The following is a 26683-nucleotide window of genomic DNA, read 5'->3' as shown; positions in this document are numbered from 1 at the left end:
ATATCCGCGGGATATCAATTCGTCAGATCCGCTTCACCGCCGGCGGCTGCCAGCTCCCCCCGGTGACTTCCGGCTTTCCCCAGTAAGCGCGAATGTAAAGCGAGAAGTCCCCGTCAGGCGCGGGCAACCAGTTGTTCTGCTTCTCCTCGCCCGGCGACTTTGCACCGACGTACAGGGTCAACGAGCCATCCTCATTGCGCTTCAGGTTCTTGTTCTTGGTACCAAGCGAGTAGCGCTTGAGCTCATTGGGGTGGAACAGATGCTTGTCGTTGTAGAGCGTCAGTGACCAGAATCCATTCACCGGCGGCTCCTGACCGGCCGCAAAGGTAACCGAGTAGTTCGCACTTCCGGACAGCTGCTTGCCGTCGCCATCGACGTCCGTGTAGAAATACTGGGTTTCGTTGGGACGATTGTCGAACATGTTCGACTTCGACGTACCGGTGCGGTTGAAGTAGTCCAAGCCGGATTGCGCGTTGTTGACCGAACGGTTCCAGTTGTTGCCGGCGGGCTTCCCGTTGTGCTTCCACTGGAAGAACGACTTGATGACCTCGTCTTCCGTCTGCTGTGCAACTTTGTCCAACTGCTGGCGGATGAGCGGATCCTTGTCGGCGGCCGCCATCAGGGCCTGGAACTGTGCATACAGAGCTTCCTCACCCGGCAGCGGTGGCACAATCTCCAGAACCTTGCCGAACTGACTCTTGTCGAAGAACTTCTCCGGAATCACCCACTTGGTCTCGCCATCACTTTTCGGACCTGGCTTGGGGATTATCGGCGCCGTCGCCCAGTCGATGGTCTTCATCTTGCCGTCGAACTGCGACAGCGGATAAGCGACCACCTGATTGATCAGCGGCTGAATGGCCTTTCTGTCTTCGTCGGTGTCGTCCTGGAAGATGCGCGGAATCGCATTGGCCAGCTCGGTGGCGCTGCGCGCCACGGCGGTGATGCCTTCCGGAACTTCCCCCTTCCAGTTGGGGCCGACCAACAGATAGAAGCCGGGCTTGCTGCCGTAAGGCTGACCGACCTCACCGAACTGATTGGTCCGCGCATCATAAAGCGCGTACACCCAGAAGCGATCGCCGAAGTCCGGCACCTGGATCACCACCGGCTTCTCGTCCAGCGAGAAGAAGCCCAGTCCGTACACGACATCCTGGTTGGGACAGGTCACGAACGTCTCGGCCGGGTCAATGTAATCATGCAGCATGCCGACCTGGCCGCGTGGCGCGGCGGGCAGGACGCCGTCGAGCAGACCGGGATGTGGTGCCTGCGTGATCGCAGCGCGACGGTTGATCTGATTGACCATCGGCCACCCCCACACATAGGCCATCTGGCCGATGGTTCGGATGTAACCTTCGGAAAGTACGGCATCCTTGTCCGGCAAAGCGAGGTTTGTCGTGGCGGCAGCGGGCGTTGACATGGCGGTTCCTTGGGCGGCGGGGGCACGCGTGGCCGCAGCGGGGGGAGAGGGGGGAACGCTTTCGGCGGGCTCCCTCTTACAAGCGGCCAGCAGGCAGAGCGCTAGTACGCACAAAGCGGTACGGGTCATCGGCAGCATCTCCTTGCACAGGGCTTATTTGATCTTCACCAGGTCATCGGGCTTCCACGATTGATCAAAGAAGGTCACTCCCGTGCCATACAACCGTACCGCCGCAAGGAAATTGCGTTCGGGTACTGTCTGGATCCAGTTGCTCTCCGGTGCCTTGTCCGGCCGTGTCGGACCAAACCAGAGATCAATTGACCCGTCTTTATTGCGGGCAACAGACTCATCGAGGCTGTTGATTGACGGCAGCAACTGCGGTGCGCCGGTCATTGTTCCATCGGTGATGTTGTAAGCCGTGACCGCCCAGAAAAGCGATGCGGGTGGGTCGGGCGGCAAATGGAGGTGATAGTGGTTGCTGCCATCCAGGAACTCGCCCTTGTTGTCCTGGGTGGTGAAAGGATATTTTGAACCCGCCCCAAGCGTCCGCATCACCATCGCCGAGGCCGACGAGAACGCGATCTGGAAATAGCAGGCGCGCTGGTCGATGTCCATGTAGCCGTCCTGCAGCCATTCGGACGTGCCGGATGCCCATGTGTTCTGGTACTGGCGATCGTCGTAGTACCGCTCGCGTTTGTCTTGCCGGCCCAGCTGGCGTCGCGCCAGGATCATGCGCGGCGCGACCTGAACTGCTTTGGCCAGCATCTCTTTCTGCTGTTTGTCCGGCGAGAAAGGTTTGCCTTTGATGATCCCGATCGACGCCAGCACGCCGCTGGTTTCGGCGGGAACTGCTGAAGCGGGTTCGTAATCCACGAACTCCTTCAGCTTCTTCCAGAAGTCCATGTCTACTGGATACATCATGTTGACCTGCTTGCCGGAGCCGTTGGGGAACTTCATAGGCTTGACGTTCTTCTCCTCCTCCCAAAGCGGGTACACACGGGTCTGCTCCGCAGCAGCTACCGCCTTGGCTGTTTCTGGGCCATCGGCACCGGGTGACATGATGGTGCGGAAGAACAGCAGCACCTGGTAGGTCGAAGAACGGAAAGTGAAGTATCCCTGTGGTTCGGGGCCGTCATAATCCGGCGGCAGCAGCAGATAGAGGCCGCCGCGTGCGCGATCGGGGCCAATCAGTCCCACGTCGGTGATGGTGCGCTGGAAAAAGTCGGTGAACATGCCAATGACGTTTCCGGGAGCGGCCACCACCAGCGGACCGCTCTCTTTGAGATCCAGGTAGCTCATCGAATAGATCACGTCGGCATTGGGCGTGGGCACCCAGCAGCGACTGTCCATCCGGTCCTTCCAGATGGGAAGGACGTGATTGCCACCTCCAAAGGCCGCCTCCGATCCGTCACGCATGCCAATGGTGTTCAGCACCGGTAACATCACCATGTAGGCGTAGATCGCCCGCTGGTAGTACAGCTCTTCCAGCAGGTCCTTGGCCTCGCCCGGATCCAACCAGCGCCCGTTGTTGATCTGCTCGACCAGTGGCGGGGCCTTGCCTTGCGACCCAGTACGCGAGGAGGACTGCTTCCTGTTCATGCGCGGCTCTCAGAGTGACGGAGATCGCTGGCCAAAGGGCAAGCTCAGAAGAAGTGTGGCCCGCGCCCCTCCCACTGTGCATGCGCTATTTCACGCAAGCCAGGCCAGTATTTGTACTTAGCGCGTACTACATACTCTCGCGCCCCCGGTAGAGCCGGGCTTGCCCGGCGGCCTTCAGGTCTCCGACAGCAATACCCCTTGCACAGCCTCCACCAGCAGGACCCGGGCGGAAGGGTGGGACGGTAATAGCTTCTTTTGCACGTTTCTTATCCGTGAGAGGTACGAGCTGTTCTCAGCCCAGACATTCCTTGATCAGCTCCGGGGTGCCGAGCACTTTGGCCGCACCAGAGCGCTCAATCACCTGCAACGCCGCATCGCGCCGCTCCGGCAGCGCCGCCACGGCCTGCTTCGCGACCACGGTCCTGTACTCGCGTGAGTTGGCGTCCAGTGCGGTGGCGAGCACGCAGGAATCCAGCGCCATGCCGCATAGAACCAGCTGGTTGACCTTGAGCTTGGCAAGCAGGATGGCAAGCGGCGTGGCGAGAAAGGCAGAGTGCTTGGGCTTCAATACAAAGTAGTGACCCGCGCCCGGGCCGAGATGCTTCACCACCTCGGCAGAACTGCCGCCGTTATGACGGCAGTCCCTTACCAGCTGCGGAAAGTCCCGCTGCCAGTCGCGATGATCAGCAGCGCGGTTCTGGACGCCATGGTGCTTTCAGGCTCAAGCCGCCTGGACAGCCTTGGCGTTGCCACCGCTCTTGGCGAGGATGGTCAGCTTCTCGTCGGTGGCCTTTTCTTCCTGCAGGGTTTCCAGCAGGAGCGGAAGCGCGTCCTTGTAGCCCAGCTGCTTGGCAAGCGCGGCGATGGTGCCATAGGAGGCAATTTCGTAATGCTCGACCTTCTGCGCGCCACCAATCAATGCGGCATCGCGGACCGGGCCTTCCTCGATGGAATCGATGACTTCCTTGCCTTCTTCCACCAGGCCTTCCATCGCGGCGCACTTGATGCGCTTGAGGCGGATGCCCAGGATTTCCACCACCTGGTCAATGCGCTCGATCTGCCCTTGGGTTTCTTCCAGATGGGTTTCGAAGGCCGTGGCAAGATCCGGGTTGGAGGATGCACGGGCCAGGCGGGGCAGGGCCTTGGTGAGCTGCTTTTCAGCGCTGTAGATATCGGAGAGTTCGTGGATGAACAGGTCTTCTGCGGTCTTGATGGCCATGAAAGGCGCTCCCTCTAAAGTGAGTGGATAACCTAGCGCGGCCGGCGTAGTGCGAAGGGCTAGACGGAGTGAAAACAAAATCGAATAACGCGCAAAGGTAATCGCACCGCATTTACATAAACTATTCATGTATTGAGCAGCGCAGCTAGACCCCATCCACGGCAAACGCTGCATGCACAAGGGCAAGATGACTCAAGCCCTGGGGGGTATTGCCGAGGCCTTGTTCGGTGAATGGATCCCACATCTCCGGCATGAGCCCGACATCGTTCCGCACCCGGGCCAGCAGGCTGCTGAACAGTCGGCCGGCTTCCTCCGTGTCGCCCAGCAGCCCGTATGCTTCCACCATCCAGAACGCGCAGCTGATGAACGCGCCCTCGCAGTCACGCATTCCGCTGTACCGCCACAACAGATCGCCGCTTTCGTCGGACAGTTCGCGGCGAATGGCCTCGCGTGTGGAAATGTAGCGTTCGCGTCGCGCTTCGGCCAAGCCAAACCGCGAGGCGAGCATCAGGCTGGCATCGAGGCGATCGCTGCCGGAGTACATCACGTAAGCCTGTCGCGCTTCGTCCCAGCAATGCACATCAATCCATTCCAGAATGCGGTCGCGCTCTCTCTGCCAGCCGGGTAGCCGTGCCGTGGTGATATGCCCGGCCTCGGCCAGTTCGCAGGCGCGGCGGAGCGCCATCCAGCATTCCACCTTGGACATGGTGTAGTGCTGCAGCTCTTCCAGCTCCCAGAAGCCACTATCCTTACGCATCCAGCTGTCCGCGCACTCGTCGGCCAGCTCGAACAACAACCGGGCGGTGGTGGGGTCGAGGATGTGCCCCGCCTCCAGCATGCGGCTGGCCATTTCCAGCACGTCCCCGTAAGCGCAGGTCTGCAGCTGGTCGGTAGCGGTGTTGCCGATCCGCACCGGCTGGCTGTTGCGGTAGCCGGGCACGTCGATGAAGCGCTCCTCGTCCACGCGCTCCCCCCGAAGAGTGAAGCACGGGGCCAGGCCCGGCCTGTGCTTGCCGATGGTGGTCATCAGCCAGCTGAAGCCAGCCTTGGCGTCGGGCAGGGCACCTACGCGCAGGAAGGTTTTGATGACATAGGCCGCGTCGCGCACCCAGGCAAACCGGTAATCCCAGTTCTTGTCGCCGCCGATGCGCTCAGGAAGGGAGGCACTCACGGCCGCAGCGATGGCACCGGTGGGCGAAAACCACAGGAACTTCAAGGCAAGCGCCGAGCGGATCACCTCTGCGCGACGACTTGCATCGCAGTGCAGGTCATCAACCCACTGGTGCCATTCCCGGTCCGAGCGGTCGATGCGTGTATCGATCTCCTCCAGGGGCGGCACCGGCAGAACCTCGTCCTGGGAAGCCAGCAGCGCGACAACCTCGCGGTCGCCCGCATGCAGGGTGAGATGCCCGCGGACTTCGCGGTCATCGCATTGGGTGATCTCGGTCTGCGCGGGGTAACGCAGCATCGTCATCACCGGGCCGGCGTGGTGCACACGGCCGTTGGGCGTGTCGCTCATCCACGGCGAGCAGGTGCCAGCGCGTGTTCCCGGCTTGTACACCAGGTCAAAGGTGACCTGACCCTCAAGACCCTCCACCCGCCGCGCCAGCTCCGACCACGGCAATCGACCGGCGGGACCGCTGTTGAGGGATTCCGTAACCAGGGCGGTCCCGCTGGTCGTGCACACCCGTGTTTCCAGCACGTTGCTGGCTTCGCGGTAGTGTCGCTGCACGGTTACCAGCTCACGCGCCTCCAATACGAAACGGCCGCCGTTCGGCGCGTCAAGCATCCGATCCAATAGAGGCGGCGCGTCCATGCAAGGTGCGCACCACCAGTCGATGCTGCCATCGGGAGCAATGAGCGCGCTGGAGCGCCCATCACCGATGGCGGCGTACGAATCGATGGGGACGTACCCGTCCTCGTCGCGCATAGGTCTCGCGCCTTCATCAACTTCAATCTGCGGCGTCACCACCGCTTACAGCGTGACCGCGCCACCGGACACCGTGAGCAGTGCACCGGAGGTGTAGCTGGCACTGTCAGCGGCCAGCATCACGTAAGCCGACGCAAGTTCCGCCGGCTGCCCAGGGCGCCCGAACGGCGTCTGGCTGCCAAACTGTTCCACTTCCTCGGCGGCCATGCCGGCGGGAATGAACGGGGTCCAGATCGGACCGGGCAGCACGGCGTTCACCCGGATGCCCTTTTCCGCGAGCAGGCCAGCCAGCCCGATCGTGAGGTTGGCGACCGCACCCTTGGTGGCCGAGTAGGGCAGTATGTTGGGAGTGGGCTTCTTGGAATTGACCGAGGCGGTGTTGATCACCGAGCCACCGTCCTGAAGATGTGGAACGCACAGGCGGGTGAGGTTGAAAACCGCATGCACGTTGGTATCGAAGGTCTTGCGCCAGTCGTCCAGGGTGATGTCGTCAAACGACTCGTAGTAGCGCTGATAGGCGGCGTTGTTGACCAGGATATCCAGCCCACCCAACTCGCCGGTGACCTTCTGGATCAGCGCCTTCGCCTCGGCGTCGTCGCTGATGTCGCAGGGACACAGCACGGCCTTCTGGCCCGCTTCCTCGATCAGCGAGGCAATGCTTTGGGCGTCCTTCTCCTCACCCTTCAGGAAGGCGATGGCTACATCCGCGCCTTCGCGCGCATAGGCAATGGCGACGGCTGCGCCGATGCCGCTGTCGCCACCGGTGATGAGCGCTTTCTTGCCTTTCAACAGCCCGTGGCCTACGTAACTCTTCTCGCCATGATCCGGGCGCGGCTCCATCTTGTCGGTCTTGCCCGGGAAAGACTGCTGCTGGGCTTTGAAGGGCGGCTTCGGGTAGTTGGGAACAGGCATCGTCTGGACCTCTGCGGTGAAAGTGAGGCCAGTGTGCGGGGCCGCAGGTAAATACTGCGGCCCGATGATGTAGATGCACCGTGCACGCAACGCGTGCCGGATTGTGGCGCTAGCGCCTGGATCGGCGAGCCTGCCCGCTACGTGACGCCCATTGTGTTATCAGCGCCGCACTGCCAACCGCGATGGCATCTTCCACTGCACCGGTACTGGTTTGTCCATAACGCGCTATCGCACGCATGCGAAGATTGAAGGTGAAATAGGCCATTCCTACTGCAGTAGCAGCACCCAGTACCGCGCCCAGTTTGCGCTGGCGGTAAGGGGCCAATGCGGCACCGGCAATCACTCCGGTCCCGACCCGCGCGACCATTCCAGCGGGAACGATGCGGTCCGGCGCGGACTTCATCTTGTCGCCCGCCAGTTCGCCGCCGGCCAATGCAAGCATGGCGGCTGAGGCCAGTTTGTTGCCAAGCAGGCGCGGGGCACCGTTGTCAGCAGGCAGATTGCCGCTGCGGGCCGCATTGGTCACCGCGGCGAGCGGGGTCATGGCACGCATGCCTGCCACCGCACCCATCAGAATGGAGTGAATCAGAGCCATGTCATTCTCCGTAAAGTCGAGGGCAAGGCCTCAGGGCTTGGGCGGACGTTCGTAGTCGTCAGGCTCGGCGGTGTGCTCGGCATCAGGCATATCCTTTTCCTTCCACTTCGCCTCGTCATTGCGCAGTTTGTCCGGTGTATGGGCTTTCTTCTGGTCGTCGACATCCGCGCCGGGGTTGAAAGGCAGTTTCTCGTTCATGTTCGCGATCCACATCTGGGGTTGTGGGCATGCTGCGCTCCCTGTCATGAGTGCCGGGTGTGGATGGAGTGCACAAATCCATTACACGACAGTCACTCTCACCGGACGCAAGTGGGGCTATTGCTTGTTCCACATGCCATAGCGAGGCTCCATCAATGCGAGCACTGACCTACCACGGAAGCAAAGATGTCCGCGTGGACACCGTCCCCGATCCCACGTTGGCCGCTGCGGATGATCTGATTCTGCGGGTCACCGCGACCGCTATCTGCGGCTCCGATCTCCACCTTTACCGCGGCAAGATTCCTGACCTGCATACGGGTGACGTGCTCGGTCACGAATTCATGGGCATCGTCGAGGAGGTCGGCAGCGGAATTACAGATCTGCGCCCGGGTGACCGTGTGGTGGTGCCGTTCGTGATTGCCTGCGGGGAATGCTTCCACTGTCGTCTGGCAGAGCATGCCGCCTGTGAGACCACCAATACCGGCAAGGGCGCGGCGGTGAACCAGAAGGGCATCCGCGCGCCGGCAGCGCTGTTCGGGTACAGCCATCTGTACGGCGGAGTATCCGGCGGCCAAGCTGAATACGTTCGTGTGCCGAAAGCCAACGTCGGTCCACTGAGAGTTCCCGATGCGCTGCCCGATGAGCAAGTGCTGTTCCTCTCGGACATTCTTCCCACTGGCTACCAGGCCGCCATCAACGCCGGGGTCAAGCCGGGTTCCACCGTGGCGATATTCGGTGCCGGGCCTGTCGGACTGATGAGCGCGGCATGCTGCCGCCTGCTGGGGGCCGAGACCATCTTCATGGTCGACCATCTGCCTTACCGGCTGGCCTTTGCCGCACAGACGTACGGCGTGACGCCGGTGGATTTCAGCAGGATTGATGACCCGGCGGAGTACATCGTCACCCAGACCAACGGGCGTGGTGTGGATGCTTCCATTGAAGCAGTGGGATTTGAAGCCGAAGGCAGCGCGTTGGAATCGGCGCTCACCACACTCAAGGTCGAAGGCAGTAGCGGCGTTGCGATTCGTCAGTGCATCGCCGCCACACGCCGCTGCGGCACGGTGAGCATCCCGGGTGTTTACGCCGGCTTCCTGCATGGGTTCCTGCTCGGTGATGCATTCGACAAGGGGCTCACTTTCAGGATGGGCCAGACCCACGTCCAAGCGCTGATGCCCGAGTTGCTGGACTACATCGGTGAGGGTGCCTTGGACCCGGGCGTGATCATCACCCATCGCCTGCCGCTGGCGGACGCTGTGCGTGGCTACGAGATATTCGACCGAAAGGAAGAGGATTGCCGGAAGGTAATCCTCACGCCCTGAGAGGGACGTCACCATGTCAGACCTTTTCAATCTGGGAATGCCGTGGTTTGAGTTCATCATCCGCGCCACAGCGGTCTATCTTGTGGTGTTCCTGCTCACCCGCATGAGCGGCAAGCGCTCCGTGGGTCAGCACACGCCTTTTGACATGTTGGTGATCGTACTGCTGGGCACGGCGGTGCAGAACTCGCTGATTGGCGAGGACACGTCGCTGCTGGGTGGTCTCATACTGGCGGCGACGTTGTTGCTGCTCAACTGGCTCATGGGTTTTGCCACTGCCCGAAGCAGAAAGCTTCACGCGTTGACTGAAGGCACGCCTGTGATGCTCGCGCGTGAAGGGAGGGTGTTCTGGGACCAGTTGCGCCGCTGCAACGTCTCACCAGAGGATCTTGACGTTGCGATGCGCAGTTCCGGATGCAAAGGGCATCACCAGATCTCGCTGGCGGTGCTCGAGACTTCCGGCGAAATCACCATCCTCAAGCAGGAACGGGCGTAAATGTGTTCATGGGAGGGTGCTCTACTGCACGCTGAGGTAACACCGTGCATGAATCTTCAGCGTATGGTGGAGTCATTGACTGAGGAGTTCTGATAATGCCGATCCGTGCCGTGGCGTACGTGAGTACCGCGTGCAGCGAAATAGCAGAGCATGATGCACCTGGGATCGGTTCTGGAAGGCTGGATGCGTTGGTGGAAGATGCGGCCCGCTTCAATCGCCAGGCGGGGGTTACGGGTGTGCTGCTGTTTGATGGCACGCGGTTCTTCCAGTACATGGAGGGGCCGGAAGATGGCCTTCACATCGTCTATGGGCGTGTACTCGGTGCGAGCAGTCATCGTGATGTGATCGAACTGCAGCGCGGTATTGTGGGCCGTCGGATGCTTCCATTCTGGCCGATGCGGTGGCTTCCGACTGACCGCGCCCAGGTTGGTGTGCTTGCCAAAGCAGACTGGACTGGCTTCAAGCAACGGGGCGACGCTGCAGCAATCAAGGCAACGGGAATGGATCTTGTAACCAGCGTTGTGGAACCCCATTTGCTGGCAGGGTAGAGCCGGGCTTGCCCGGCTGCTCTTCTCGGTTCAAAAGCAGCCGGGCAAGCCCGGCTCTACGAAAGCGGGTCATCCCGCATCGAAAGCGGGTCATCCCGCATCGGAAGCGGGTCATCCGGCATCAGAATCAGACGAATCGCAATGTTCAAGAAAAGTGCCTCATCTCGCCCCTCATCCGCAACTGGCTGCATCGAGGTCCGCGGTGCGCGCGAGCACAACCTCAAGGACGTGGATGTCTCCATCCCACGTGATGCGCTGGTTGTATTCTCAGGAATATCCGGTTCCGGAAAGTCATCGCTGGCCTTCGGCACCATCTTCGCCGAAGCGCAACGGCGCTACTTTGAATCCGTTGCCCCCTATGCCCGGCGCTTGATCGACCAGGCAGGCGTGCCGGATGTAGACGCGATTGAAGGCTTGCCACCGGCGGTCGCCCTTCAGCAGCAGCGCGGAGCCAGCAATGCGCGCTCATCGGTAGGCAGCGTCACCACGTTGTCCAGCCTTGTGCGCATGATGTATTCGCGCGCAGGAACATACCCGGCCAAGCAACCCATGCTTTACGCCGAGGACTTCTCACCCAATACGCCACAGGGCAGCTGCGGTACCTGCCACGGGCTTGGGTACATCTACGAGGTCACCGAAGCCCTGATGGTTCCGGATCCGTCGCTGAGCATCCGTGGACGTGCCATCGCCTCCTGGCCGCCGGCATGGCACGGGCAGAACCTGCGCGACATCCTGGTTACGCTGGGCTACGACATCGATGTGCCGTGGAAGAAACTGCCAAAGAAGGACAGGGAATGGATTCTGTTTACCGAGGAAACGCCGAGCGTCCCGGTGTATGCCGGATTCACGCCCGCCGAGACACGTGCCGCCCTCAAACGAAAGCTGGAGCCCAGCTACATGGGCACCTATACCGGTGCGCGTCGATACGTGCTGCACACGTTCGCAACCAGCCAGAGCGCGCTGATGAAGAAGCGCGTCTCCCGCTACATGGAGGGCAAGCTGTGTCCAGCCTGTCACGGAAAGCGGCTGAAACCAGAGGCCCTTTCGGTCACCTTTGCGGGCCTTGATATCGGTGAGTTCATGCGCCTGCCACTGGATCGACTGGCAGAGGTACTGAAACCCATCGCAGAAGGTGACTTCAGCGCGCATGGCCGGGGGCGGCGAACCTCATCTCTCACCGAAGAGAAACGCCTGGCTGCACAGCGCCTCGCCGACGGGGTCATGGCCCGTATAAGGCAGCTGCGAGACCTGGGGCTGGGGTATCTTTCGCTCGATCGCGCCACGCCGACGCTTTCCGCCGGAGAGTTGCAACGCCTACGACTTGCCACGCAGTTGAGCTCGCTTCTGTTCGGCGTTCTGTACGTGCTGGATGAGCCCTCAGCCGGTTTGCATCCCGCTGACAGCCAGGCGCTGTACGACGCCTTGGACCGGCTGCGCGACGGAGGGAACTCGGTATTCGTGGTCGAACATGATCTGGAGCTGATGCGCCGTGCGCAGTGGCTGGTGGATGTCGGTCCCGAGGCGGGCGAGCACGGCGGGAGCGTTCTCTACAGTGGTGAGCCCGAAGGTCTGCGTCAGGTAAAGACTTCGCGCACCGCCCGATATCTTTTCGGTCAGGTGCCCGCACCGTCCAGCCGGCAGCGCACCGCGCAAGCGTGGCTGGAGCTGAAGGACATCCACCGCCACAATCTGCAGGGTGTCGATGTGCAGGTGCCGCTTGGTCTGCTTACCGCCGTGACCGGCATATCGGGATCAGGCAAGTCCAGCTTGATGGCGCAGGCGCTGCCGGAGTTGATGCTGCTGCACCTGGGCCACGAACCCGTGGACGAGGCCGCCGACGGCCCGGCCGCGGAAGGGCCATCGGTAATCGAGGCGACGCGAGGTCAGCTGGCAGGCGATGTGGACGCCATCCAGCGGGTGGTGCAGGTGGATCAGAAGCCCATCGGCCGTACGCCCCGATCCAATCTGGCCACTTACACCGGGCTGTTCGACCATGTGCGAAAGCTGTTTGCGGCGACACCCGCTGCGCGCCGTCGCCGATTTGACGCGGGGCGCTTTTCATTCAATGTGGCCAAGGGAAGATGTGAGACCTGCGAGGGCGAGGGCTTCGTCAGCGTCGAGCTGCTGTTCATGCCCAGCGTCTACGCGCCATGCCCTACCTGCCACGGTGCACGCTACAACGAAGCCACGTTGAAAGTGCAGTGGAACGGCCGCAACATCGCCGAGGTCCTGCAGCTCACCGTCGACGAGGCGCATGCATTCTTCGTCGAAGAAGAAGCCATTGCCCGCCCGTTGCAGCTGCTGCAGGAGATCGGCCTGGGATACCTGAGGCTGGGCCAACCTGCTACTGAGCTTTCAGGCGGTGAAGCGCAGCGCATCAAGCTCGCCACCGAGCTGCAGCGCAGCCAGCGCGGGCGGACGCTGTACGTCCTGGACGAACCCACTACCGGCCTGCATGCGTCAGATGCGGACCGGTTGCTGGTACAGCTTCAGCGGCTGGTGGATGCAGGCAACACCGTGGTCATGATCGATCATGACATGCGGTCTGTCGCGCAGGCGGACTGGGTGATAGACGTCGGTCCCGGCGCAGGAGGCGAGGGCGGCACCATCGTGGCAACCGGAACGCCGCCTGAGGTCGCCCACGCGCCAGCAAGCAGGACAGCGCCTTTCCTTGCGCGCGAGCTGGGCATGGCCGCCCTTCGCGTCGGTGGGGCGCACTGAAAGATTGCGACTTACAACGCGCGCCGTGCTGCCGGGTCACACTGAAAAATGGCGACTTGCACCGCGCACCGCGCTGGCGGGTCGCACTGAAAAATGGCGACTTGCACCGTAGAGCCGGGCTTGCCCGGCTGCTCTTCGCTGGCCAATCCTGGCAACAGATTCCACTGTACAAGCAAGAAGCAGCCGGGCAAGCCCGGCTCTACGGAGGCACCTCGAGTAGGTGTAGTGGCAGAAGCTCCAACCGAGCATAACAAGCCCTTATAGATCCGATAAGACGCCATGGCATCAAGCGCAGCCCGAATGCACCTACGATTGCGAAGCGTCCACCAGACGTCCGCATCGACTCCAGGAGCAACGCGATGATCAAGAACGCCACCTGCTGGCCCAAGGCCCTGTTACTGGCTTGCCTACCGACTCTGGCTGGCGCATCAGAGTTACCTCCGCGTCTGCTTCTGGTGATCTCCAAGACAGACCACACGCTGCAGATGCGTGACGCTGACACTTTCGCGCTGATGCGTACCGCCGCGCTTGGACCAGATCCGCATGAGGTCACGGTGTCGCCGGACGGGCGCACCGCCTATGTGTCCAACCCCGGCTACGGCGCATTCCACCGCATCGATGAGATCGACCTGGATACCGGCCAGGCAAAGTCGCCGATCAACACCGCGCCACTGATGGGTCCGCACGGATTGGTCTTCGCACAGGATCGCCTGTGGTTCACGGCGCAGGGCTCCAAGGCCATCGCGCACCTTGACCCGAAAACGCATGTGATCGACTGGACGATGGGCACCGGCCAGGACACCACCCACCTGCTTCATGTATCCACAGGCGGCCAGCACGCGTACGCCAGCAACTCAGGCTCTGGCACGATCAGCCTGTTCGCGAGACAGCAGGTACCGCCGACCATCCCGCCCACCGGCGTGCTTCCGGCGGGTGCCCAGCCTCGGATGGACTGGGTGCACACCGTGGTGCCGACCGGGCCCGGTACTGAAGGCATGGATGTATCCCCCGACGAGCGCGAGCTGTGGACGGTGGGGCCGGACGGCACGCTGTACGTGGTCGACATCGCAGCAAAGCGCGTCGTCGCGAAGCTCGTCAGCGACCTGGACGGGGCGCACCGTTTGGCCTTCACTCCGGACGGTCGTCAGGTGATGGTGGTCAGCGTAAAGACCGGTGCGCTGGTCGTGTTCGACGCCGCAACGCGCAAGCCGGTCAAGCGCCTGCAGACTGGCCGTGGAGCTGGCATCTACATGGATGGGGCAGGGCACCGCGCGTTCGTATCCTGCACGCCCGACGGCTTCGTCGCGGTGATCGACCTGGCCACGCTAACGGAAACGGCGCGTATCGAGATAGCACGTCCCGACGGCGTAGCACTGGTAAACCGCGGGACGTGATCTACCTCGTAGAGCCGGGCTTGCCCGGCTGCTCTTCGCCGGCGAATGATAACGCCAGCCAGGCAATACAACTCACCCCCGCGATTTGGCAGCCCAAGCAGCCGCCACCAGTCCATCCAGCCAATCCTGATGCCCATTGATCATGGGATTGGGCTTGGCCACACGCAACGCCTCGGCGGGTTCCCCCTTCTGGGTTTCCTGCGTGAGGATTCGGACGCGGCCACCTTCAAGGTCCTCGACGATCCAGGCATGGTGCACGTCAAGCCGGTCAGCGGTACCCGGTTCGCCGGCCCACCCGTGCCACGCGATCCGGCCAGGCTGCCCGGCGGCGGGGGCATCGTACTCGACACATTGTGCTTCCACAGGGAAGCCGAACGTTTCAAAGTAGAAGCGATCGCCGTTCCGCAGCAGGGGGCCACCTTGGTCATGGAAGCGGACATTGGCGGAATTGCCGTAGTACGTCGGCCACATGCCGGGCTGCTCCAGAAGCGGCCAGACATCAGCTGCTTCCAGGCCGAGCACGATGATTTCGTTCGAGACGAAGTTTTCGGTGTAGCCGGGGACGTAGCCCTCCGGCCAGACAATGCTGTTCATTTTCATAGGACAAGCGCAATGAGAGGGGAGAAACCGCAGAGGTTAAGCGCTTCCACCCACGCATGCCCTGATGCAGACTTATCGAACGGATAAGACTTCCTTATGAAAAGAAGCGGGGAATATCTCGTAGAGCCGGGCTTGCCCGGCTGCTTCTTGCGTCAACGGAACAAGCCCGTGGCCTGGTGATTGCCCAGCGAAGAGCAGCCGGGCAAGCCCGGCTCTACGGTGCAAGGCCATCAACCACGCCAGCCCCAAGGTGTCACGCCATCAACCACACCCGCACCAGCGAAAGCAGCTTGTCCACATCCAGCGGCTTGGCAATGTAGTCATTCGCCCCCGCCTGGATGCACTGCTGCTGGTCATCCGGCATCGCCTTTGCCGTGAGCGCAATGATCGGCAGGTTGCGGAAGCGCGCATCCTGGCGGATCTCGCGGGTGGCAGTCAGGCCATCCTTGACCGGCATCATGATGTCCATCAACACCAGTTCGATGGCGTTCGGCCCATCGACGGCCGCCTTCAGCGCGTCAACCGCCTCCTGGCCATTACGCGCGATGGACACCTTGCAGCCCTGCGGCTCCAGCACGTTCATGAGCGCGTAGATATTGCGCACGTCATCCTCCACCACCAGCACCCGCTTGCCTTCCATCGCACTATCGCGACGCTGGGCGACGCGGATCATTCCCTGCTTGGATTCCGGCAGGTTGCTGACCACCTGGTGCAGGAACAGGGTGACCTCATCCAGCAGGCGCTCCGGCGAGCGGGCACCCTTGATGATGATCGAGCTGGAGTAGCGGCCCAGGCGCATCTCTTCGGCAGGCGACAGCACCCGGCCGGTGTAGACGATGATCGGGGGCAGGGCGTACGTGCTCTTCTCGCTGAGCAGTTCCAGCAGCTCGAAACCTGAAGCGTCGGGCAGGGTCAGGTCCAGCACCATGCAGTCGAAGGTGTGCTGCGAAAGTGCCTCCAGGCATTCCGATGCAGAGCCGGCACCCACCGTTTCCACATCGGCACCGGCCAACAGCTCACGCACGGCGTCCAGCTGGACGGCATCGTCTTCCACCACCAGCACCAGACGCGGTCGCTGCAGGAGGCGGCGCTCCAGCGAATCCAGCACGCCGGCCAGCTGCTCGCGCGTGGCCGGCTTGCCGAGATAGCCCACGGCACCCAGCGACAGCGCCTTGTGCGAGTGGTCCATCGCGGACACCACGTGGATGGGAATATGCCGGGTGCGCATGTCGTGCTTCAGGATATCCAGCACAGAAAGCCCCGACTGATCGGGCAGGCCGATGTCCAGCACGATGGCGTGCGGCAGTTCCGCACGGGTGGCCGCCAGCGCGTCGCGGGCGTTGTGCACCAGGTGCGCGCTGAAGCCCATTTCGGTGACGAGGTCGCGGACAATTTCGCCGAATGCGATGTCGTCCTCGACGATCAAAATCAGTCCGCGTCCGTTGTTGCGCGTGGCAACGGGCACCGGGCGGGTCTCCTGCGCCGGCACCGGAATGCGCTCTGCCAATGGGGCAACAGAGTGCTCTGTAGTGACCAGCCGACCTGCCACCAGCACCCGGAAGCAGCTGCCCTTGCCGAGCTCACTGTCCACGGCGATGTGGCCGCCCAGCAGTCGCGCCAGCTCCTGGGAAATGGACAGCCCCAGGCCGGTGCCACCGTAACGGCGACTGATCGAGCCGTCGGCCTGCTGAAACGCTTCGAAGATGCGCGTCTGTTGTTCCGGAGCGATACCGATGCCGGTGTCGGTCACCGAGAACACCACCAGGCCATCGCGCGCCGCCGACGCTGTCACGGAAACACCGCCGTTCTCGGTGAACTTGAGCGCGTTCGACAGCAGGTTTTTCAGAATTTGTTCGAGGCGCTGGCGGTCGGACTCGATCACCGGCGGACAGCCGTCGGCCACGGAGACGTTGAGGGTCAAACCCTTCTCGGCAGCAACCGGGCGGAGCAGGGTGGCAATGTCGGCCAGCAGCTTCTCCACGCTGAAGGCCTCGGCATGCACCTGGATATGCCCGGCTTCGATCTTGGAAAGATCCAGAATCTCATTGATGAGATTCAGCAGATCCGAGCCCGAGGAATGAATGGTGCGCGCGAACTTCACCTGTTCTTCGGTCAGGTTGCCGTCGCGGTTGTCACCCAGCAGCTTGGAAAGGATCAACGCAGAGTTCAGCGGCGTGCGCAGCTCGTGCGACATGTTGGCCAGGAACTCGGACTTGTACTGGCTGGCGCGCTGCACCTTGTTGGCTTCGGCCACGATGCCGGCATTGGCGCGGGCGAGCTTGTCGCGCTCTTCCTCCAGCTGCAGGGACTGGTCGAACAGCTGATTGTTGGTTTGTTCCAGTTCCGCCTGCTGTTCCTCCAGCTCATGCTGGGAAGCGCGCAGGGCACGGCTGTGCTCCTCCAGCTCTTCGTTGGACACCCGCAGCTCCTCGCTCTGCACCTGCAGGGCTTCGGATTGCGCCTGGGTCTGGGCGAGCAGTTCGGACAGCTTGGCCCGGTAGGCGGCCGAGCGCAGTGCGACAGCCAGGTCACCGGAGGCCAGCTCCAGCAGTTCGATGACCTCGCTGGGCACTGCGCCGAAGAAGCCGAGTTCTATTACCCCGGTCACTTCGCCTTCGTGCAGGGCAGGGGCGATGACCAGATGGCGGGGCTGGCTTTGACCGAGGCCCGAGCCGACCGTGAAGTAGCCGGCTGGAACGTCCGAGACCAGCAGCACGCGCTTCTCGTCCACGGCGCGGCCCAGCAGGGACTCGGCCGGGCGCACCGCGCCGCCTTCGATGATGTCGACCACCGAAGTGGTACCCACCGCACCGATGCGCTGGAAGCCGGCGTCCGTTGGGACGAACAGCATGCCGGCTTCGGCACCGGTGTAGCGGGTCAGGAAGCCGAGGCTGGTCTTGGCCAGCACGTCGTTGTCCAGATCGCCGCCGGTAGCCGTGGTCAACTCCAGCCGGCCCTGCTGCAGCCAGGCGCTGCGGTCGCGGGCCCGGGCATGGCGACGCAGCAGGAAGGCGATAAGAGTGGTCAGGATGATGCCCAGCACGGCGGTGGCCGCGCCGGTGGTGAGCGCTGCGCGGTACGCCGCGTCCATCTCGGCAAGGCGTTCGGCGCGCTTGTCCAGTTCGATGGTGCGCATGGCAGTCAGGCGGGCCCGGATGTCGTCCATGGCGGCCTTGCCGCGATTGGAGTTGACCACGGTCAAGGCGGCTTCGAACCCCTGGGTGCGCCGGAGTTCGATGGTTTCGTGCAGCTCTTCCAGCTTGGCCTGAACTCCCCGGGCCAACAGCTTCAGTCGTTCGGTCTGGGCCGGGTCATACCCCAGCGCCCGCTCCATGGCCTGCAGCTGGGCGGTGGCGTCCCGGAGTGCAGTCTCGTAGGGCTCCAGATAGGCTTCATTGCCGGTGAGCAGGTAGCCGCGCTGGCCGGTCTCGGCATCCTGGACCGCTGAAAGCACGTCACTCAGGGCAGTCATCGTCTCCTGGGAGCGGATGACCTCGGCGCTGCCTTCCCGGATGGTGTTGATGTTCTTGCTGGCCAGGAAGCCGCTGCCGAGAAAGAACAGCATGACCCCCAGCAGTGGCCAAAGCGTCCGGAAGGCAGCTCCGGCATTGGGGGAATCAAAGCGGGGCTTACGCGAAGCGGTCATGGGTAGCCAGCAGGGTGGACGCAACAGCCCAGCGTAGCATGTGGGCCGGGCTGCGCCATCGGCTTCCCTTCGCAAACGCCCGGTCACTTTGGGCAACCTCGCAAACCACCCACGACCTCGGACGTAGAGCCGGGCTTGCCCGGCTGCTTTTCGCCGCCTAGAGCAGCCGGGCAAGCCCGGCTCTACAAAAGCACCGCGCCGCCCCCCTGTAGAGCCACGCCACGCGTGGCTTCGCGGCGCCGGTCAAACCTGCGTCAAACCACCATCAACCGTCAGCTCCGCACCGGTGATGTAAGACGCATCCTCCGACGCCAGGAACGACATCGCCTTGGCAATCTCATCCGGGCTACCACCACGACCCAGCGGAGCCTTCTGCGCAATATCAGCCAGGTAAGCACTGATGTCCGCGTCGCTCATGCCAAGCTCGGACTTGTAAGCCGGCGTAACCACCACGCCAGGTGCCACAAGATTGACCCGGATATCCCGACCCTTGAGGTCAGACGCCCAGGTCCGCACAAACGAACGCAGCGCCGCCTTCGTGGCCGCATACACACCGAAGGCGGGCACGCCCTGATTGGCCGCGATGGAACCCGTCACCACCACGGCACCGCCAGCCGTCATCAGCGGCAACGCCTTCTGCACAGTAAACAAGGTGCCCTTTACGTTGATGCCGAAGTACTTGTCGAAGCCCGCTTCCGTGATGCCATCAAGCGGAGTGAATTCACCGCCGCCGGCGTTGGCAATAAGGATGTCCAGTCGACCGTGCGCTGCATGGATGGTCTCCATCAGGGTATCCAGGTCTGCAGCCACCGCGATGTCACCGCGGACGGCAACCGCACCATGCCCGATCTCGGCGACGGCGCGATCCAGCTCCGGCTGGCGGCGCCCGCTGATGACGACCTTTGCCCCTTCGAGCGCAAGCCGCTTGGCCGTGGCCAGGCCGATGCCCGAGCTTCCACCGGTAACAAGGGCGATCTTGCCGGCGTGTTTGGTGGTGTGGATGTTGACGAGTTCCTGGGTTTGCATGTCTTTGCCTTGAGTGGACGGCGAATGCCGCGATGGGTGCCACTCTATTGGGGTGCCATTCGGAGATAAATACAGGTTTCGTTGATTCTTTATTTCCCGGGGTGAATAATAAGCTACCCACCCGGAGCCCGGCATGGACCACTTACAGGCAATACGCGCCTTCGCCCGTGTCGTGGAGACAGGCGGCTTCAATCGCGCAGCGGAATCGTTGCAGATGCCCAATGCCACCTTGAGCAAGTCGATCACCGCGCTGGAGAAGCACCTTGGGGTCAAGCTCCTGGAGCGCAGCACGCGCCGGGTAAGCGTCAGCAACGACGGGGCTGCGTACTACGAGCGCATCCGTCACCTACTCACGGAATTGGATGATGTCGAAGCCACCCTGGGGCGCGCGCAACGCAGCCCCAAGGGCAAGTTGCGTGTGGACACCGGCGGCTCAACCGCCAGCGGGCTGCTGATTCCGGCACTGCCCGAGTTCCGCGCCCGCTATCCGGACATCCAGGTGCATCTGGGCGTGACCGACCGGACCGTGGATGTCATCGGGGAGAACATCGACTGTGCCATCCGCAGTACTGCGGACGACGGTGCGCTGATCTCGCGCAGAATCGGTCGCCTGGACTGGACTACCTGCGCCAGCCCGGAGTATCTCGAACGCTACGGGGTACCGACGCACCCGGAGCAGTTGCTTGAACCTCGATTCCCGGTAGTCGGGTACTTTTCCGCACACACGGGCAGGGCACCGCCGCTGCACTTCCTGGACGACGGGGTGCCGCTGGAAGTCGCGCCCGAGTGTGCGGTCATGGTCAATGAAAGCAACGCCCATCTGGCGACGGGACTGGTCGGACTTGGCGTGATTCATACACTGGATTTCATGGTGCGGCCGGCCATTGATCGCGGCGAGCTGGTGCCTGTGCTGCAGGAATGGCGGCCGGCACCACTGGACGTGTACATCGCCTATGCCCCGAGCCGTCAGCTCAGCACCAAGGTGCGTGTGTTCGTGGAGTGGGTGAGCGAACTCTACGCGCGGGTTGAACAGGCGCAATCTGCTCCGTAGAGCCGGGCTTGCCCGGCTGCTTTTCGCCGAAGGATCCCCACGCCACGCCCCTCAAGACCGCCAAGAGCAGCCGGGCAAGCCCGGCTCTACTTTTTGGCACAGTTCCGTATTGACAACCTCTTCCCCACAACCGCACTCTCCGCCCGTGCGCAGCACTGCCACACCCTCGGCCTACACCCCAAAAACGCATGGATCGCCCGCTATGAGTCTTGGCTATATCTACGCAGTCTATGCAGGCAACATGATCCTCTGCGGCATGTTCGGCAGCTTCACACGCCTGCGGGTTGCGGCACTCCGGACTTCAACTGAATCCATTGACAGCCCTAATCGCTGGACGCGAGGGGCAACCCGCTATCTATTCTTTCAAGTTTGGCTGCTCTTCAGCTCCGGGCTTTCGCTCCTCTATGCAATGCCATTGATCAATGCACTTGCGGCGATGTCAGTGCCGAAGCCACTGTGGATGGGGATCTACCTGCTGTCATGCGTCCCGCTGGCGGTCCTGCTCTATCGCTGGGACCTGCGCATCGTACGGCGCGCGGACGCCCGCAAGCTGGCGGGCAGGGAAGCTTTTCGAAAGCGCTGGCTTGACCGTTAGGCGTGGCTCACCGGAACACTGAGCTGCTTACTGTAGAGCCACGCCATGCGTGGCTGCACACCCAACCGAAAGCCAGACAAACCCGACCGCCGCTAATCCATCAGCTGATCACCGCAGTACCACGGCACCGCGGATACGTACTGCACCCGTAAAACCGCTCCCCGGTCTGCCCATTGGTTCTTTGCACAAGCACACTCCCACATCGCGGGCAGGAATGCACTGGAACGGAAGCATCACCTTCTGGCGCAAACACCGGATCGACTCGACGCGTGCCTTCAGAGTTGGCAGTGCGTGATTGCTGCGCCATCTGAATCATCCTCAGCAACGCCTCGCCACTAATCAGCTCAACCGGCTTCCCCGCCGCAAATGCCTGAGCGTCGCGCGTGAAACTACCGATACCCACAATCATCACTTCATCCGCACCGTGGTGAGCTAGCAGGCCCACCATCTCGCGTACAACGCTGACGCCGATCTGTCGCCGCCGCCATTGCTTGCATTGAACGAGCACCTTGCGGCCCTGCTTCCGCAGAATCAGGTCAACACCACCATCGGCACCACCCAGGCCCGTTTCCTCCACGCTGTACCCGTGTTGCCGGAACGCCTCGCCAACCAGCATTTCGAACTCATGCCAACTGCGAGACGCGAGGCTTTCCAACGAACTGGTGGCTTCCAGCAGGCGGCGGCGACGGCGTGCACCGAGGTAGGAGGCGAGGGCAGCTATCCAGCAGAAAGCCAGGAATACCCAAGCCAAGGGCGAAAGCGCTTCGCCCAACTCACTCCCCATGCCATGCGTCAGCTGTCCGCCACGAGAGAACCACCATGCCGGCAGGTATCGAATGGCGAGGAAGCCAAACACGCCGGCGAGAATGCCTGCAGGCCACGGAAGACCGGCAAGTACCGAGAATCCATTCCTGCTGCTTCTACGCGCCATGCGAATCCTTCCATTGACGAGGGCAAGATAGCGGAATGCAGGAGTGCTGTCAGCGGGCGGTAGTTGAGCAGCCGGGCAAGCCCGGCTCTACGAGAAGCGCCGCACCGTCTAAGCAGGCGGCCGCTGCGCCACCCAACCCCGGAAGCTCAGCGCAGCGTAAAACAGCTCCACCTCCACAAACCCAGCCGCCTCAAGCAACGCCACCTCATCTTCCGCGGAAAGCGCCGGTAGTTTGGCTGCCATCGCAGCAATCCCCAGCTCATCCTGTTCGCTCACCACACCGCTTGCCGAAGCAAAAGCAGCAGAGCGACGAAGCCAATGCAGGCTCTCTTCGGGCGCATAGCTGTGGTGGGCGACCACCAACACACCGCCGGGCTTCAACCGTTGGAACAGCTCCCGCAGTGTCCTTAGCCGTGCCTCACGGTCGAGAAAGTGAAGTGTCAGCAAGCAGGTAGCCCCATCGAACTCACGAAGCGGTGCGTCCTCGATAAATCCCTCCACCAGCTCAACGCGCGAAGCCTCGGACCCCAGCGTCTCCCGAGCAAGCGCAAGCATGGGCAAGGAGGGGTCCACGCCGACAAAGCGCCAGCCAGGATGCGCCTGGGCAAAGGCGCTGAGCTCCAAGCCGCCGCCTGCACCTAGAACCAGCACCTCGCCATCCGCCGGGACGGATTCGGTAAGCAGCACGTGGGTCATGCGGTGGAGGGCAGCCATTCCAGGCACCTTGGCCTGGGCGGTCTCTTGATAGCGGCTGACGGCGGTGGCGTCTTGGAACGTGGACATGGGGCTCGGTAAAAGGTGCGACGCCCAATATGTAACACACAACGTTACATATGGCGTAGAGCCGGGCTTGCCCGGCTGCTTTCCGCGCATGATTCCCCAGATCACGCCATCTAAAAGCCCCAAAGCAGCCGGGCAAGCCCGGCTCTACATCCGTGATTGCGCCTCTTCCGCCGCCATCTGCGCCTCTTCCTTCGCGTCGTTCACAGAAGCCGCTTCCTGCCCTTCAAACGTATCCTCAAACGACCGCGCAGACGCCCGCGAAAAACGAATCTCACTACGGGGCAGGGCATTCACCACCCCATGCCGCTTGAACGCACTGTCCAGCTCCCACAGATACGCCGCCCGCACAGCCGAGTTCCGCCGCGACGCCGCCTCGGTCAGCCACACGGCGAGGATGTAGTCCATCGAACTCCCTTCGCCGCCCATCAGCCAAAGCTGCGGCCGCTTCGGCCCGGACGAAGCAAGGGTAAAGGGCACCTGCAGCGCCGCGTCCAACGCGGCCTTCTTCACCAGTTCCTTGTCCACATCCAGATCCACCGAGAACGCGATCCGGATCCTCCGGTTGAGCGAACCGTGCGTCCAGTTGACCAACCGCTTGGTCACGAATTCCGAGTTGGGAACCAGTACATCGATGTTGTCGTTGGTGGTGATCAGGGTGGAGCGGATATCGATGGACTTCACGACACCTCGTGTCTCCTTGTCCAGCTCGATGAAATCGCCCACTTTCAACGAGCGGTCGAACAGCAGGATCAGCCCGGACACGAAATTGCTGAAGATAGCCTGCATCCCAAAGCCCAAGCCCACGCCGATGGCCCCGGTGAACACCGCGAACTGGCTGAGCGGTACCCCCGCCACCTGAAGGGCCACCAGGGCACCAAAACCGAGAATCATGTAGTGCAGCAGCCGCGAGAACGTGTACAGCGTGGCCTGGTTGGCGTCCGGATGGCGGGCTCCATAGCGCCGGATACCGCGCCGGACCATGCTGGCAAGCAGCCAGGTGACCAGCAGCGCCACCAGGCCGGCGAGGGCGTCGCCCACGCTGACTCCCAGCCCGAGGAATGAAAGGGGCTCGAGTGCCAGGGCTTCTTTGATATCGCGGAGATCTGCCATCGTGGAGCCAGAGGTGGGGGAGGGGGGCCACCTGTGCGGTTCCACTTTCCGGCCGCCGATCTCATCGGTCCACCGTAGAACTACGGAGCCACCGGGTGGTTTGTACTGGTTGCCCCGAGTCTGCTTGCCCGCCGCTCGGTGAAATGATCGGCTTCGTAGAGCCGGGCTTGCCCGGCTGCTCTTCGCGGAAAACTCGACACGCGACCACATTCAAGGATGTCGTGGGTATCGGCGTGATGACCAGACCGGGGCGCTGGATGCCAAAAGCAGCCGGGCAAGCCCGGCTCTACGGCCTGTACTCCAGAGAACCTCCGCAGTCCGCTTCTCAATACCCGATCAACCCATCCAATGCTATTCTGACACCAAGGCGGCTATGGGGGTCCTTCCTTCTAACCTTCCTGAAATAGGGTCTCCGCTCTCCGCCTTTCTATTCTTCTCGCCATGCTCCAAATCCTTCTTCGTCGTAGATCGATGGTTGTGTTGGAGCCTGGTGATGGCGAAACACCCGTTGAGGTGGTTGCAACCATCCAGCGTAACCTGGCCGCTTATGGCTATGGCCTCGCGCCCGATCTGGAGGCGCGGGTAGGTTCACTGGGAGCCGATGAGGCAACCCGCTTCTATCGTCGCTTGCAGCGCGAGCTCAAGGAGATGCTGGGTGCCCATCGGGTCTTCAGCCCCCTGTATCCAGGTTTTCCTGCCCAGGTCATGGCCTTGGCCGAGGGAGAGCTCTATCTCAACGCGCTGAGGCACTATTGGGGTCAGGTTGATGAGCTTCCCGATGGTGAGCATCGCTCACCGTCGAAGGAGCAGCCAAAATTGCGGCCGCTGCGCCTCGGCACCAAGGATGACCTGACGGCCGTCTTCACCCGGCTGGCACAATCCAAGACCCCTTATTCGCAACAGGACCGCGAAGACGTTGCGAGCTTCATAGTGCAGTACGGCCAGTCCATCACCCGGCTGCTGCCGGAGATGATTGCCTGCAAGGAGAATCTTGCGGTCATCGCAGGCACGATGCTGCGGGAAGGACTCGATCCGGTTGAACTGGATCCGAGCATTCGAACCGCCACCGATGTTCTGCGCATCGCCGTGGCCATGAATGGCGGCGACGTGTCCTTGGCGCAGCCAGCAAAGTTTGGCCGGTTGCCGCGCTCCGTTCGTGCGCGCTTGTTGGGGTGGCTCGAACGCATGCCCTCAATCCTTGAGGACATGCAGCGCTGGGAGGGGCGCTGGATCCGCCTCGGCGAGCGCCTGCACCCCGGTGAGTACACGGGCCGTTTCCCGACGACCTCGGCGGCCTTCTCGGCATTGCGTAACGGCCGACGCGAGCGCGGATTCAACAGCCGTGTAGAAGTCGCGCTCGCGATGCCGAGCAGTGCACAACCGCAATCTGGGTGGGGAGATGGACCCTCAAGTGCGCTGGAGCTGTTGAAGTCGCGGCCGGGGGAGCTTGCGCGGCGTCTCGATTTGCTGCTGCGCCTTGGCGGCGGCAGCCAGGTGATGGAGGCGTTTGCCGCCGTGGCACCGAAGGTGTCCACCCCGGTGCTGCTGCAGGTGTTGACGCACTTCCGTCACCGAAATGATCCGGGGCTGCGCGTGTTCTTTCCGAAGGGGCAGGTGGCCAATGCCTTTGCGCGCGCAGACGCATTGCAGCCGCTCGATCCCAGTGCGATCTCGGATGTGGTTTCCATATGTGACCGAACGCTGGTCACCCGGTTCGCGACGCTGGCCCCGTTGGGCCGCTGCTACCTGGATCCAGCGCTGGTCCGCTATCTGGCACCGTTCTCACAGCGCTCCGCCTCGAAAGCTCTGCGCACGATTGTTCGCGGAAGCCGTGTGCCAATCGATGACTCGCCCACGCTCCGATTCTTCACCTGGTGGAGGAATGCGCGTGGCCGGGTAGACATTGACCTGTCTGCGGCCATGTACGCAGAAGATTACGGCTACGTAGACACGCTGGCCTATTACAATCTGCGCAACTTCGGCGCAGTTCACAGTGGCGACATTGTTGATGCACCTAAGGGGGCAAGCGAGTTCATCGACATAGACGTTGAGCGCTGCAAACGCCTTGGTGTGCGCTACATCGTTGTTTGCATCACTAATTTCACCGGCCAGGCCTTCTGTGATCTACCAGAGTGCTATGCAGGCTGGATGGCGCGGCACCATCCTGATTCCGGCGAGCCCTACGATCCTGCTACCGTAGTCGACCGTTTCGATGTGTCATCCGACACGCCGTTCTGCCTTCCCATGATCTTCGACCTCGAAGCGCGGGAGATGATCTGGGCCGATATCGCCTTGACGACCCGGCCACGCTGGCAGAACAACGTGCAGAACAATCTGGCAGGGGTGTCGCTGATGCTGCGGGCGCTCACCCAGCTGCGCAAGCTGGACCTGCATACGCTCTTTGATCTGCACATCCGGGCACGCGGTACTTTCGTGGAGGCACCGGAGAATGCAGACACCGTGTTTTCCGAACATTCCGGCATCACGCCCAGGGACCTAGAGCAGATTTCTGCCGAGTTTCTGTAACGCGCCAGCGACGTAACCGTCGCGCTCGAACCGCAAACGACGCGTTCGCGCCTCAAACGACGCCGCCCGAACC

Annotated in this window: 21 protein-coding genes and 1 pseudogene; 8 read left to right on the top strand and 14 right to left on the bottom strand. The window is 62.3% G+C overall.

Annotated features, from left to right (window positions below; translation table 11 throughout):
- Positions 1 to 22: 22 nt before the first annotated feature.
- The 8 genes and pseudogenes from RT551_RS04000 to RT551_RS03965 form a co-directional block, all read right to left on the bottom strand.
- Entirely contained in the window at positions 23 to 1543 is a 1521-nt protein-coding gene (locus RT551_RS04000; RefSeq protein WP_313455848.1) for a DUF1254 domain-containing protein, read from the bottom strand.
- Between the two features lie 24 nt (positions 1544 to 1567).
- The gene (locus RT551_RS03995) at positions 1568 to 3013 is read right to left on the bottom strand and encodes a DUF1254 domain-containing protein (protein ID WP_313455847.1); all 1446 of its coding nucleotides are present in this window, start codon (positions 3011 to 3013) and stop codon (positions 1568 to 1570) included.
- A gap of 292 nt (positions 3014 to 3305) precedes the next feature.
- Positions 3306 to 3683: pseudogene (locus tag RT551_RS03990) on the bottom strand (cysteine hydrolase); the annotation flags it as partial.
- A gap of 51 nt (positions 3684 to 3734) precedes the next feature.
- A complete protein-coding gene (locus RT551_RS03985; protein WP_313455845.1) occupies positions 3735 to 4232 on the bottom strand; it encodes a ferritin-like domain-containing protein in 498 nt (165 codons plus the stop codon).
- A 145-nt stretch (positions 4233 to 4377) separates the two neighbouring features.
- Positions 4378 to 6162 carry a glycoside hydrolase family 15 protein gene (locus RT551_RS03980; RefSeq protein ID WP_313455843.1) on the bottom strand — a complete coding sequence of 595 codons (1785 nt, stop codon included), beginning with the start codon at positions 6160 to 6162 and terminating at the stop codon, positions 4378 to 4380.
- A gap of 45 nt (positions 6163 to 6207) precedes the next feature.
- Positions 6208 to 7074: an SDR family oxidoreductase gene (locus RT551_RS03975; protein WP_313455841.1), complete on the bottom strand. Its 867-nt coding sequence runs from the start codon at positions 7072 to 7074 to the stop codon at positions 6208 to 6210.
- A 109-nt stretch (positions 7075 to 7183) separates the two neighbouring features.
- Positions 7184 to 7669, bottom strand: coding sequence for a DUF4126 domain-containing protein (locus RT551_RS03970; protein WP_313455840.1), 486 nt, complete (start codon positions 7667 to 7669; stop codon positions 7184 to 7186).
- A 30-nt stretch (positions 7670 to 7699) separates the two neighbouring features.
- Positions 7700 to 7867 (bottom strand): hypothetical protein, encoded by a 168-nt coding sequence (locus tag RT551_RS03965; protein ID WP_313455838.1) that lies wholly within the window; start codon positions 7865 to 7867, stop codon positions 7700 to 7702.
- 155 nt (positions 7868 to 8022) lie between these two features.
- Here RT551_RS03965 and RT551_RS03960 point away from each other — a divergent pair, with 155 nt between their 5' ends.
- The 5 genes from RT551_RS03960 (at position 8023) to RT551_RS03940 (ending at position 14342) form a co-directional block, all read left to right on the top strand.
- Positions 8023 to 9186 carry a zinc-dependent alcohol dehydrogenase gene (locus RT551_RS03960; RefSeq protein WP_313455836.1) on the top strand — a complete coding sequence of 388 codons (1164 nt, stop codon included), beginning with the start codon at positions 8023 to 8025 and terminating at the stop codon, positions 9184 to 9186.
- A gap of 13 nt (positions 9187 to 9199) precedes the next feature.
- Complete coding sequence (locus RT551_RS03955) at positions 9200 to 9679, top strand: YetF domain-containing protein (RefSeq protein ID WP_313455835.1); 480 nt, start codon at positions 9200 to 9202, stop codon at positions 9677 to 9679.
- Positions 9680 to 9774: 95 nt separating this feature from the next.
- Positions 9775 to 10227 carry a BLUF domain-containing protein gene (locus RT551_RS03950; protein WP_313455834.1) on the top strand — a complete coding sequence of 151 codons (453 nt, stop codon included), beginning with the start codon at positions 9775 to 9777 and terminating at the stop codon, positions 10225 to 10227.
- 141 nt (positions 10228 to 10368) lie between these two features.
- A complete protein-coding gene (locus RT551_RS03945; RefSeq protein ID WP_313455832.1) occupies positions 10369 to 12948 on the top strand; it encodes an excinuclease ABC subunit UvrA in 2580 nt (859 codons plus the stop codon).
- Between the two features lie 359 nt (positions 12949 to 13307).
- A complete protein-coding gene (locus RT551_RS03940; protein ID WP_313455831.1) occupies positions 13308 to 14342 on the top strand; it encodes a cytochrome D1 domain-containing protein in 1035 nt (344 codons plus the stop codon).
- 72 nt (positions 14343 to 14414) lie between these two features.
- Here the strand turns inward: RT551_RS03940 and RT551_RS03935 are convergent, their stop codons facing one another.
- From RT551_RS03935 to RT551_RS03925, 3 genes are all read right to left on the bottom strand, one after another.
- Positions 14415 to 14936, bottom strand: coding sequence for an SRPBCC domain-containing protein (locus RT551_RS03935; RefSeq protein WP_313455829.1), 522 nt, complete (start codon positions 14934 to 14936; stop codon positions 14415 to 14417).
- Between the two features lie 259 nt (positions 14937 to 15195).
- Positions 15196 to 18588 carry a response regulator gene (locus tag RT551_RS03930; RefSeq protein WP_313455828.1) on the bottom strand — a complete coding sequence of 1131 codons (3393 nt, stop codon included), beginning with the start codon at positions 18586 to 18588 and terminating at the stop codon, positions 15196 to 15198.
- A 243-nt stretch (positions 18589 to 18831) separates the two neighbouring features.
- Positions 18832 to 19614, bottom strand: a complete 783-nt coding sequence (locus tag RT551_RS03925; RefSeq protein ID WP_313455826.1) for a glucose 1-dehydrogenase — start codon at positions 19612 to 19614, stop codon at positions 18832 to 18834.
- A gap of 133 nt (positions 19615 to 19747) precedes the next feature.
- Between RT551_RS03925 and RT551_RS03920 the strand changes: the two genes are divergently transcribed.
- Together RT551_RS03920 and RT551_RS03915 are read left to right on the top strand one after the other, a co-directional pair.
- Entirely contained in the window at positions 19748 to 20665 is a 918-nt protein-coding gene (locus tag RT551_RS03920; RefSeq protein ID WP_313455824.1) for a LysR family transcriptional regulator, read from the top strand.
- 202 nt (positions 20666 to 20867) lie between these two features.
- Positions 20868 to 21260, top strand: a complete 393-nt coding sequence (locus RT551_RS03915) for a hypothetical protein (protein ID WP_313455822.1) — start codon at positions 20868 to 20870, stop codon at positions 21258 to 21260.
- A gap of 100 nt (positions 21261 to 21360) precedes the next feature.
- Here RT551_RS03915 and RT551_RS03910 read toward each other — a convergent pair whose 3' ends face one another.
- From RT551_RS03910 to RT551_RS03900, 3 genes are all read right to left on the bottom strand, one after another.
- Positions 21361 to 22191 carry a restriction endonuclease gene (locus RT551_RS03910; protein WP_313455820.1) on the bottom strand — a complete coding sequence of 277 codons (831 nt, stop codon included), beginning with the start codon at positions 22189 to 22191 and terminating at the stop codon, positions 21361 to 21363.
- 108 nt (positions 22192 to 22299) lie between these two features.
- Positions 22300 to 22974, bottom strand: coding sequence for a class I SAM-dependent methyltransferase (locus RT551_RS03905; RefSeq protein WP_313455819.1), 675 nt, complete (start codon positions 22972 to 22974; stop codon positions 22300 to 22302).
- A 144-nt stretch (positions 22975 to 23118) separates the two neighbouring features.
- A complete protein-coding gene (locus tag RT551_RS03900) occupies positions 23119 to 24084 on the bottom strand; it encodes a mechanosensitive ion channel domain-containing protein (RefSeq protein WP_313455817.1) in 966 nt (321 codons plus the stop codon).
- A gap of 471 nt (positions 24085 to 24555) precedes the next feature.
- Here RT551_RS03900 and RT551_RS03895 point away from each other — a divergent pair, with 471 nt between their 5' ends.
- Positions 24556 to 26610, top strand: a complete 2055-nt coding sequence (locus RT551_RS03895; protein WP_313455815.1) for a TerD family protein — start codon at positions 24556 to 24558, stop codon at positions 26608 to 26610.
- Positions 26611 to 26683: the final 73 nt, after the last annotated feature.

Origin of the sequence: Stenotrophomonas sp., from assembly GCF_032103445.1 — a bacterium.
In the GTDB taxonomy this organism is placed as follows: domain Bacteria; phylum Pseudomonadota; class Gammaproteobacteria; order Xanthomonadales; family Xanthomonadaceae; genus Stenotrophomonas.
The sequence above is the reverse complement of the archived record's forward strand: the minus strand, read 5'-3'. Positions and strand labels throughout refer to the sequence as shown.